The following is an 11,082-nucleotide window of genomic DNA, read 5'->3' as shown; positions in this document are numbered from 1 at the left end:
CGATTCCAGAGCCGAACGATTCAGTGTGTGTCCCAGCCGAATCTACGTAAAAAAAGTGCGATCGCTCGATTCAAACGATCACACTTGACAGAATAAGATATAGACTTAGTCTGTAAGGTCTCCTCCAACTGCGGTCGGGCGGAAGAAGCTTGAAGGGTGAAGTTGGAAGTTTGAAAGAAGGCCAATCTTTTCCCTGTAGGATTACCAAAGGTGTTTTGGATTTCCTATTGTTCCGAACGGTGGCCAAGCGAGCCATGAGATACTGTTTTCGAGCACTTTGTTGCACCCAATTCGGTCATTAAAAGAGGGTTTTTGGCGGCGGTCAGCGAAGAGGTCTACCTATGTTCGTTGCTCATTGGAACGCGAGGTCCCATTAGCTGAGGAGCTCTGAGTCTCTTTTGGCTAGGTTCAATTCCAATTCCACTTTCGCTTCTTCAGGTGATAGTTCTACGATCTTTCCATCACGCCAAATAACGATTTCGGTATTTGATTGGCGAGCTCGATCGATAACCTTTCGACAAGCAGCCTCGAATGCCAGGTCCGCTTTAGTGATCAGCGAGTCTGGAGAGTTACTTCTTATCATTGAATGAGTCCTTACGGTGCGGTTGAATACGTTCCCACCTATTGTAGTCTAGGACACATGTTATTTCACCCTCAATCTTAACAACAGAAACTGGCGGAAAGGAAGCCAGATGAAATACAGTACTATGCGATATCCCAAGCGACGCCATTGCAGAATTGAAGCTCGGTAGCTTCTGGCTGCCAAGGTGGTTTCGAACGAAAAGGTCGTTCGAGTCGCTACCAACTCATCGATTCGCTTCAGCAGGAGTTCCGACGCTCGGACGGCCTGCGTCTCTGGAGCAAATGGAGCTAATCCGGCAGCAATCAGATCCGCATTAAGAAACTCGAGACAATTGGCGAGCTTTGGCAAGAATGAATTTGCAAACGTTGTTTTACCTGCCCCGTTTGGCCCAGCGAGGATGTAGATCGTTGGTTGCGAAGGTTCACCCATGAGCTATCTCGAAACGGTATGGGGTAAAGTTTTTTACAGCGAGCCCCCAAATTGTACCAAGACCAGCGATTGAATGTGATTAAGCGTTATTGATTCGACCATCAAACACTGTGTCCGTAAACTTCACGGCACCCTAAATAATGGTCTTCGTTCACAGAATAAGAGATAGACCCAGTCAGTAAGGTTGCCGCCCAAAGCGGTCGGGCGGAAGAAGTTTGAAGTTTGAAAGAAAGCCAATCTTTTCCTTTTAGGATTTCCAACGGTTTTTTGGATTTACTATCGTTCCGATCGGTGCTCAAGCGAGCCGTTAGAGACCGTTTTCGAGCAGTTTGTTGCACCGAATTCGGTCATTAAAAGGGGGGTTTTGGCTTTCGGCGAATACGATCCACGCAGTCGCATGAGGATTGCAACTTTCACAGAAGTTTGGGCATTGTTTCTTTCGATGCAATGCACTTAATTCTCCGGAAGTGGTAATTGGACCATCGACAGGTCAAAGCTACTCACACGAGTGCATGAGCACTCTAGTTGCGAGCAGGTAATCGTTTCGCCAACTTGGAGCTCACTGATCGATGCGAACTCTTGGTTCGTGAACCACCAGTCCTCCAGCGTGAGCTGCCGCCTTATTCACCCTCCCGAAGAATTCGGGAGGGTCGAGTGGAGGAACGATCACGAGGGGAGGGGGCTTTAGGAAACGCTGACTAGTCGGGTCTTAAATGCATTGCCGTGCCTTTCACCCTCTCCGAGCTACGCACGACTCTCCCTCGAGGGAGAATGAATGAAGTAACTGCGCAGAGCCTTGTTGCAGCATTTGAAGTGGTCCCGATTCGGGCTAGTGTGGCTGTAGCAAGAGTGCGTGGCGACTATAACTTGTGCAGATTGAGCGAAAGCCTCTTCAATAAAGTGGTTATAATCGTATGCAGGTCCGCCTTGCTCAAACGCCAAATGCTGGTGGCACTTCGCCGACTTGCCCGAGCACTGCGAAGAAGTACGCGAAAGGAAAAAGAAAACCCATGTTTGCAAAGCAACTGATCTTGAATCATGCTAAAGGTATCTTCCTAACAGCAATTCTCTTCGCGATTTCTGGTGAAACATTGTTCGGTTACGATGATGCAGACTTGCTAAACGAGGCGGCTGCGGCCTATCGGGCAAACCTTGACTCGCTCACGTCGCTAGCAGGACATGTTTCGGTGGTGCGAGAGTCGAATAGAGATGGCAAGACAAGTGTTTCCGAGAGAGCAATACGGTTTGCCTACAATTGGAAATCTGGGGGAGAGTACTTTTTCTCAAAGACGGACAGTCCGGTATCGGAATCCGAGAATGAAAGCAGGACTCGAGAAGTGAATCCACTCTTCGAAGCGGAGCTGTTCACCGATGGACTTTACTACCGACTTAGACATAGAGTGGGCTATGAGGGGATAAAAACCGTCTTCGTCAACGCGAAACGTTTCTCCCGCCCGGAATTCTACAACGGTGCCTTCGTGCCGGAGTACTTCATGTCCTACGAAGGTGGAAACTTTGACGAGTTGCTGACTGTGTATGCCGACAATATCGACGACTTGAAACTCAATGGTCGATTGACTCGAAGAGGTGATGTGTTTGTGGTGTCGCGATTTCCGTCTGATTCAGAGAGAAAGATGGAAGTCGAGGTTGACTTGTCCAAGTCTGGCAATCCCATCCGGATCGAGCGAGAATCGACTCGCGATGGACGCAAGTCTAGCACAACGAACCTTTGGAAATGGCAAAAGATAAATGGTGTCTGGATTCCATCAGAAATCAAACGCACGGAAGCAGATTTAGATGGCGATAGTGAAAGAACCACTACGACCTTACTAAAGTGGCACCGTCTCCAGGTTAATGAACCTGTCGACGACATTATCCAGATTGCGTCACTTGGAGTCTATCGCTGAGTCCCCTGTCGCTGCTCGTCGGCGTGTCACCACCAATCCGAAACCCGCAGAGTGTGGTTTCCAGAAGCGAATCATTAAGGTAACCTAATTTTCTGTGTAGTTCAAAACCGTTTTGTCTTGCCAAACCCTTTTTCCGGTGTAGAGCGAGTTGACTTGGGAATTCTGATCGAAGTGGTTGGTGGCATTGGCTTGTTCCTGGTGGGGATGAGCCTGATGACACAAAGCCTAAAAACGTTGGCTGGCGACTGGATGCATAGCCTACTCTCTCGCTTTACCGATCGCCCGATTAGGTCGTTTCTTTGGGGTGTGGTTACGACTCTTTTGATTCAATCTTCGAGCGCGACGGTTCTGATGACGATCGGATTCGTCAGCGCCGGAATGATCACCTTTTCTCGTGCTATCGGGATTCTGATGGGGGCCAGTTTGGGGACGACTGGTACGGGCTGGATTGTTGCCTCCGTCGGCTTAAAGGTTCAAATCGATGTCATCGCTTTACCGCTGGTAGGCTTGGCTGGAGGTTTGATGGTTTTAGGGCGAGGAAAATGGAGGCAGCTAGGCAGTAGTCTTGCGGGGTTCTCTCTTCTCTTTATCGGAATCAACACTCTAAAAAATGGGATGGGAGATTTTGCGAACAGCTTTGATTTCGCGCGTATCCCGGATCATGGTGTGCTGGCCGTCTTGTTATCCTTGGCGATCGGTTTCGTGTTGACATTGGTAGTTCAATCATCCAGCGCCGCCATGGCAGCCACATTGACCACGCTGGCTGCGGGAGCGATCAATATCGAACAGGCAGCTACAATCGCAATCGGGGCATCGATTGGGACCACCACGACTGGAGCTATGGCATCGTTGGGGGCAGGTACTTCTGCACGCCGAACCGCGTTGGCGCACGTGCTTTTTAACCTAATTGGAGCCGCGATCGGTTTGATATTATTGCCACTCTTTCTGTTTCTCGAGAGGACTCTGGCAGACCACTGGGAGTATCGAGATGACGCTATTTCCCTTGCTATTTTTCATACTACATTTATAGGCCTATCCGTAGTACTCGTTTTTCCATGGCAATCCCGCTTTGCCTCTCTTATTGAGAAATGGGTGCCTGACCATGGCCCACGATTAGCGAACAATTTGGACCTAGCTCTTCGAGAATCACCTAGCGCCGCTCTGGAAACAACTCGAAAAGCATTGGTGGAGATCGCAAAAGAGATTTTTCAAGAACTGCACACAGGTCTCACCAGCAGAAAGTGGGAAAGCCTTAAGGCAGAGATCGAAGACGGGATTGAAAGAACGCAACAGTATTTGGAGCACTTGCCTGCCCATCCTGAAGATCCCAAGCTGGTGCAAATACGAGCGAGCCAACTGCACGCTATTGACCACCTGACTAGGTTGACCACTCGCATGAAACCATCACTGGCCGTGCGAAGCGTGCTAGGAAGTACAGATCTCCGATCGCAAGTTAAATGCTGCTTGGATGTCTTAGAGCTTGCGCTGCCCCTGGGAGAACCTGGCATCCATGAAGAAAGTCTATTGGAGATGAGCGGTCTCGTAAATCAGTTAGCTACCTTTCGCGATGAACAGCGGCGCAAATCCATTGAAGCCTCAGCGTCGGGCCAATTTACTCCGTCGCACACTTTGGCTCTGCTGGATACCTACCGATGGTTAGATCGGGTTGCTTTTCATACTTGGAAATCGTGTTCGTACCTCACAAAGGTATCTTCGAACCAATTGTCATCACATGACGAGGAGGTCGAAAGGGTCTAATCAAACAAGGTCTTCTCACCGTCGGATGCTGCTGGGCTAGGCTCCGATCTAGGCAGTATCAGCTCGAATGTCGTTCCTTGGCCTTCCTCCGATTGAACTCGGATTGTCCCACCATGCTCTTCGGCGATCTTTAAGCTGACTGGCAAGCCGAGCCCCGTTCCTCGGCTACCTTTGTTCGATTCGAACATGGAAAAAACCTTCTTTTGCTGTGCTAAAGGAATACCAACTCCGTTGTCGCTCACAGCGATTCTAATTTGTTTCGTATCGCAGAAGACATTCACTGCTACAGCCGAGTCCTTTCGATCACGACATGCGTCGATCGCGTTTGCAACCAGATTCAGCAGAGCCCGATGAATTGCTTCTTCTTCTAAGGATAGGACTACATCTGGTTCGCCGGGACTCCATTGCAGTTCAACCTGTAGTTCATCGGCACGGGATTTGGCTAGTTGAACGACGTCTCCAATCAGTTGATTCATCTCGACATTTTTGCGAATGGGTACGCGGTCTTTACTCATCGTGAGCATATCAAGCACTAGTCCCTCTATGCGTTCCTGATTCTTCGCGCAGATTTGCCAACCTCTTTGGATCGTTCCCCATTCCTGGGAGTTGATTCCTTCTTGGACCAGATATCCCCCTCCCTTAAGTCCTTGGACGATGTTCTTGATATGATGAGAAAGGGTTGCAATCGTTTGCCCCATCACGGCCAATCGCTCTGCCTGTACCATGTTTTGGTAGAAAGACGTGTCCTCGATCGCCAGCGCGGCTTGATGGCCGATTGCCACGAGCAGTTTAAGATGCTCTTGATTAAAGACGTGTTCTGGTTGTTGAGCATAGCGACCAGCTGTTACCATCGTGTCGATGTAAATTACACCAACCGTATCGTAGCGTCCTTTCATGGGAACGCAGATCGCTTCTCTAACGCCATCTGCCGAGATGCTCGCACTGGCATTCCAACGCGAATCTTCGTGGGCGTCGCTTGTCAGTACGCCTTCACCTTGTTCGGTGACATAATCGAGAATCGTGCGACTTATGGTAAGCCGATCATTCCGAGATTGCTTGCGGTCTTTACGGCAAGCAGGTCTGAGCTCACCTGTTTCAAAATCGGTTAGCATGATGCATCCGCGATCGCATTTGATCCACTGGAAGATCAGATCCAGGATTTGCGCTAACAATTGGTCGATATCTAGGGTACGGCTTACAGCCAAGCTGGTCCTATAAAGAATCTCCCACAGGCTCTTTTCTTGTCCCGGTGCGATTTCGTTGATGGATTCGTTGGTCGTTATGGGAATGACCGCGCTCCGCCAATCAGCGGTTTGGTCGTTTGCTGCCTCGTCGCTGGTAGGCAGACGGCCAATGATTTGGGATGCATCGCCGACAACGGATGGAACGATTTCGATGGTTTTCGGTCGGATGCCGAGGGAAGCAGATCTGTGAATGAACAAAAGGGTTTGGCGACCTATCTGAATCCTATCGCCATGTTGCAACACATATTCGGTGATTCGTTCCTGGTTGACAAAGGTACCATTGCTGCTGCCTAGATCGCGCAGTAGGTAGCGGCCTTCTTGAAACTCTACTTCAGCATGATTTCTCGAGGTTTCCGTGTCGGAAAAATGAATATCGCACTGGGATTCCCTTCCGATCTTTCTTTTAACGTCCCCCAGTTGAAATTGATGTCCAGTTCGGATTCCTCGAATAACGGTTAGGATAGCCATACAACAAAGTCTACATGCGATACGAAACACTCTCGTGAGGATTGTAGCCAATCCTCACAATCCGCATGATCACTAAAGTCGGTTCCGCCATAAAAAAGCCTCAGAATTCACACTTGGAAAGGTTTGCTAATCATCTGAAATGAAGGCATTTAACTAGCACCTTTACTTTGGCGATTACCTGAACCTGACAACCAGCGAATATGAGTGGCGCGACCACAACCTTACCAGTCACATCATGTTCTGACCCATCAGCGGTCGCAGAGTCGAGTCGCGATATCGCTGCTGATTCCATTGCGGCAGGCCTTTCGTTTATGCTGCTCACGAATGTTTTGCAGCGTGGCGTGGGGTTTGCCAGGAACGTAGGGTTCTGCAGCTTTCTGAGTGAAGAGCAGATAGGACTTTGGGCATTGGCCAGTAGTTTTTTCGTGCTGGGAGCTCCGCTTGCGGTATTAGGTTTGCCTGGTACTTTTGGTCGTTTTGTCGAGACCTATCGGGTTCGTGGACAACTCTCGACCTTTTTGGGACGAATCTTCTTCGTTTCGATGATCGGAACCATTGTAATGTCAATGGTGTTGCTGGTTATGCATCAAGTGCTAGGGCATCTGATCCTTGGCATAGATACGTCCCTCTCGACCATGGCGATCATCGTTGCGACTTTGGGAGCAGTCATTGCCTTTAATGTGGCGACTGAGTTGGCAAACGGACTTCGGCAATCGCGAATTGCCTCGATGATGCACTCTTCAAGTTCCCTTCTGTTCACGGCAGTCAGCGTAGTATGCCTGCTGGTATGGGCGGATTGGCGAGCGATCGTTTTGGCGTTTGGCATCTCCTCGATACTAGCCCTGTGGCCTCTCTGGAAACTCAAGCCGCACCTATCGGAAAGTGCTAAGTACGCAACCGGCAACCTCAAACCGCAGGAAATGTGGAAAAGGATTCTGCCATTTGCCGCTAGCGTTTGGACGATGAATCTGCTCATCAATTTGTTCGAGGTTGTAGATCGTTACACCCTGCTCTACCTTGCGGAAACACCAGAACTCGGGGCCGCGATGGTTGGGCAATTTCACAGTGCGAAACTATTACCCGTCCTGCTAACGAGCCTGACTGCATTGGTGAGTAGCATGCTCCTGCCCTACCTAGCCCGAGACTGGGAAGCGGGTAAGTCGGATCAAGTTCGCACCTCTCTAGAATTCACAATCAAGTCGGCCGTTTTCGTATTCTTCTTGATTTCCGTCGCTGCGATGGTTTTCGCCCCGTGGCTATTTCAATACGTGCTGCGAAACAAATACCAAGACGGCTTAGAGGCTATGCCCCTCGCGCTTGTATATTGCTGCTTCTCTGCTGCAAGTGTCCTGCTGCAAAACTACTTTTGGTGTGCAGAGAAGGGACGTATCGTCGGAGCCATTACTGCACTTGGACTTATCTTGAACATTGCTCTTAATTTGTGGTGGGTCCCAATTTACGGTATCCTTGGGGCCATGGCTGCCACTGCGGTATCAGGATTGGGAATACTGGTCGTTACGCTACTGAGCCTACGAATGGTCAAGATCCGTTTCGGCTGGCCATTCTATGTTATCTCGGCACTTCCCGTTCTACTTTTGTTAGGACCTAGTATTGCTATGTTAGGAGTGGCCATATTGGTGCTCGTCATGAGCCGGACAACGTTCATCTTAAACTCCAAAGAGAAGACACTATTAGACGAAGCCCTCCTTCCGGTGTTGAGCAAACTGGGGATACAGATACCATCCGTTTGGCACAATCCGGAAAAGCCGCGAATTCGCTAAATCCTGCACAATTTGGCGTCGGTGGCTTTCACCGGTCAAAGTTCGACCAGAGCGGTTAGACGCCAGTCGATTGGTAGTTAAGATGATGGTTGTCATCTCGCCGTACAAGAACGGTTACTAAAAACCACGCATTCTTCTAATCCTCAAGGCTATGGTCGTTTCTATGAATTCACCGACTAGTATTTGTTGTATTGGTGCTGGCTACGTAGGTGGTCCTACAATGGCCATGATTGCCAAGCAGTGCCCGGACATACCGGTCCGAGTGGTCGATTTGAATCAGAGTCGAATTGACCAATGGAATTCAGACCTTTTGCCTGTTTACGAACCAGGTCTGGATGAAGTGGTGAAAGAAGCCCGCGGAAGAAATTTATTCTTCTCGACGGATGTAAAAAAATGCATTGAAGAGTCAAGCATCATTTTTATTGCGGTGAATACCCCGACCAAAACATTCGGCGTTGGGGCAGGTCGGGCGGCGAATTTGGAGTTCATCGAAAAATGTGCACGCACCATCGCCGAGTGCTCAACCGGGCACAAGATCGTGGTAGAAAAATCGACACTTCCTGTTCGCACAGCTGAGGCTGTGAAGCGAATTCTGCATAGTTCGCAGAGCGGTGCCACGTTTGATGTTCTAAGCAATCCCGAGTTCCTGGCTGAAGGAACTGCGGTCGAAGACCTCCTGAAACCCGATCGTGTATTGATTGGCGGAGAATCCAGTACGGCGATTGAGACCTTAGCGGCGGTATACGAACGATGGATACCGCGAGAGAAGATTCTGACGACCAATCTTTGGAGCAGTGAGCTATCCAAGCTGACAGCCAATGCATTCTTGGCGCAGCGCGTTTCGTCTATCAACGCGATCTCGGCGCTTTGCGAGGCCACCGGTGCGGATGTTGACGAGGTGGCAAGAGCCATTGGTACGGACTCTCGAATCGGCCCCAAGTTTCTCAAGGCGAGCGTTGGCTTCGGAGGCTCTTGCTTTCAAAAAGACATCTTGAACCTGGTCTATCTGTGCGAACACTTTGGACTCAACGAGGTAGCTCAGTACTGGGAGCAAGTTGTGAGGATGAACGATTACCAAAAGAAACGCTTTTCTTCGCGAATCGTCCGTACGATGTTCAACACGGTTTCGGACAAGAAGATTGCGATTTTGGGGTTCGCCTTCAAGAAGGATACGAACGATACCCGCGAGTCGGCTGCCATCTATGTTTGCCGCGATCTGCTCGACGAGAGGGCCCGCCTGTCGATCTATGATCCTCGAGTCCCTGAGTCTCAGATCCGAAATGATCTACGACAAGCATTTGCTGGGATCACGGGGGAGCTCACTGATAAGCAGCAGGAGCTTATCGAGAAAAACGTTACGGTTCATTCGAATCTTCTCGACGCTACGCGAGACAGCCATGCCGTCACCGTGCTTACCGAGTGGGATGAATTCAAATCCTTTGACGCGGAACAGGTTTACAGGTCGATGTTTCGACCCGCGTTTCTGTTCGACGGCCGGAATGTGGTTAATCGCGAACAGCTAGCCAAGATCGGTTTTGAAGTTCACAGTATTGGTCGAGCATCGCAAAAAGCTGTATAAGGCGACTCCAGGCTCGCTTCGCATCGCCGGACTCACCGTATGGCTTGCGCCAATACGCTTAACATTGAGGACACTTCTCGCTGATCGCCACCGTAAACGGGGCCTCACCCTCCCAGCGAAGCGACCGGGAAGGTCGGCAATCGAGCCTTAAGCGAGATTGCCGGGGAGGGCAGGACGCCGTCGATCTCCTAAAGAGTCGCTTCAAGGGCTTGCCTGTCTGGTTAACTTGAGCTTGCCCAGAGCTTCTTGAGCCTTGTCCTCCCAAACGTTGATCAAGGATTCCCAATCGACATCTGCCCACCGGACATCAACCCCTTTAAGCAACCGCGATACATCTTTCGGGTCAGGGCCTAAGGGTAACAACGCCCCGTCGCTTATCGTCATCCGAGCTTCGACTTCTGGACTGACGAGATAGTCTGCAAGGCGACCTGCAACATTAGGATGTTTGGCCTGGGCTATCACGGCGATAACGCTTGGTACTAAAACTGTGCCAAAGCCAGTTTCTCCTTGATCCGGAAACGCAATGCTAAGGTCCGCGTTGCTATCCGTCGCCAAGATCGCGACGTCTGAGTCAAGGATTCCCCACCCGATATCCCCAGCGGATATGGCTGCGGCGACCTGCACCTCATCGGCATAGATCCGCGCATTTTCGGAGACGCCAATTAACCAACGGTCCCAATCCAGCTTTCCTGTCGGAGTTGCAAACCCCGCTCCAAGAGTTTCATCGATTTGGATCGTGTTCGCGTTCGTCGCGATGATTGCCAAATGTGCGGCGGACGACTTCGAGTTTGGTGATGCAATCCCACAGTTGCCCGACCAACGTTGCGATCCTAATTCCCAAATACTTGACGGGGCCTTGTCCGGATCAACCAGCTTATTGTTGTAGAGGATCACCCGTCCTCTGGCGGCGAACCCCACCCAGGTTCGATCGCTAGATAACGCATGTTTCGGCCAACTGCTGGATATAGCCCAGCTTCGAGACTCGAGAACGCCGAGCTTTTGCAACTTCAACATGCCCAGAATATCACTACTCCAGACGATATCGCAGTTGGGCGTTGGTAGGCTTGGTTCCGAAGCTGCATCACGTCCATCGGAATTGGCTTCGGACTGAAACGGTATCTTTATGACCTGAAAGTCATCGTTTGGAATAAGTCGTTCGAAGCCCGCCAGGATGGGACCGTGATACGGCCTGTTGGAGTCGACTTGTATCACCACCTCGTTTTCTAATTTCTGAGAGCAACCAACGACTGTCGAGTAGACCAGTACGAAAGGGAGCAATAGTCGAAGAGGTTGAAGTCGATCGTTCACAAAAGAACCCCAAATAACAGGAAAC

At 50.2% G+C, this 11,082-nt stretch carries 8 protein-coding genes; 4 read left to right on the top strand and 4 right to left on the bottom strand.

Annotated features, from left to right (window positions below; translation table 11 throughout):
• Positions 1-373: 373 nt before the first annotated feature.
• Together SH449x_RS12665 and SH449x_RS12660 are read right to left on the bottom strand one after the other, a co-directional pair.
• Positions 374-583 carry a hypothetical protein gene (locus SH449x_RS12665; RefSeq protein WP_482381693.1) on the bottom strand — a complete coding sequence of 70 codons (210 nt, stop codon included), beginning with the start codon at positions 581-583 and terminating at the stop codon, positions 374-376.
• A 60-nt stretch (positions 584-643) separates the two neighbouring features.
• Positions 644-1,012, bottom strand: coding sequence for an ATPase (locus SH449x_RS12660; protein ID WP_482381692.1), 369 nt, complete (start codon positions 1,010-1,012; stop codon positions 644-646).
• A gap of 1,010 nt (positions 1,013-2,022) precedes the next feature.
• Here SH449x_RS12660 and SH449x_RS12655 point away from each other — a divergent pair.
• The gene (locus SH449x_RS12655; RefSeq protein ID WP_482381691.1) at positions 2,023-2,919 is read left to right on the top strand and encodes a hypothetical protein; all 897 of its coding nucleotides are present in this window, start codon (positions 2,023-2,025) and stop codon (positions 2,917-2,919) included.
• Between the two features lie 117 nt (positions 2,920-3,036).
• A complete protein-coding gene (locus tag SH449x_RS12650) occupies positions 3,037-4,677 on the top strand; it encodes a Na/Pi cotransporter family protein (protein ID WP_482381690.1) in 1,641 nt (546 codons plus the stop codon).
• Here SH449x_RS12650 and SH449x_RS12645 read toward each other — a convergent pair.
• On the bottom strand, positions 4,674-6,389 hold the full coding sequence (locus tag SH449x_RS12645; RefSeq protein ID WP_482381689.1) for an ATP-binding protein: 1,716 nt from the start codon (positions 6,387-6,389) through the stop codon (positions 4,674-4,676). The two genes, SH449x_RS12650 and SH449x_RS12645, sit on opposite strands and share 4 nt — an antisense overlap.
• A gap of 200 nt (positions 6,390-6,589) precedes the next feature.
• On the opposite strand from SH449x_RS12645, the gene SH449x_RS12640 reads away from it, so the two are divergent.
• Together SH449x_RS12640 and SH449x_RS12635 are read left to right on the top strand one after the other, a co-directional pair.
• The gene (locus SH449x_RS12640) at positions 6,590-8,170 is read left to right on the top strand and encodes a lipopolysaccharide biosynthesis protein (RefSeq protein WP_482381688.1); all 1,581 of its coding nucleotides are present in this window, start codon (positions 6,590-6,592) and stop codon (positions 8,168-8,170) included.
• Positions 8,171-8,333: 163 nt separating this feature from the next.
• Positions 8,334-9,749 (top strand): UDP-glucose 6-dehydrogenase, encoded by a 1,416-nt coding sequence (locus SH449x_RS12635; protein WP_482381687.1) that lies wholly within the window; start codon positions 8,334-8,336, stop codon positions 9,747-9,749.
• Between the two features lie 201 nt (positions 9,750-9,950).
• Here SH449x_RS12635 and SH449x_RS12630 read toward each other — a convergent pair whose 3' ends face one another.
• Complete coding sequence (locus SH449x_RS12630) at positions 9,951-11,057, bottom strand: extracellular solute-binding protein (RefSeq protein WP_482381686.1); 1,107 nt, start codon at positions 11,055-11,057, stop codon at positions 9,951-9,953.
• Between the last annotated feature and the right edge of the window lie 25 nt (positions 11,058-11,082).

It is taken from the genome of Brakhagea baltica, from assembly GCF_052161605.1.
GTDB lineage: Bacteria > Planctomycetota > Planctomycetia > Pirellulales > Pirellulaceae > JBKCUI01.
Note: the sequence above shows the minus strand (reverse complement) of the source record. Positions and strands in the feature narration are given on the sequence as shown.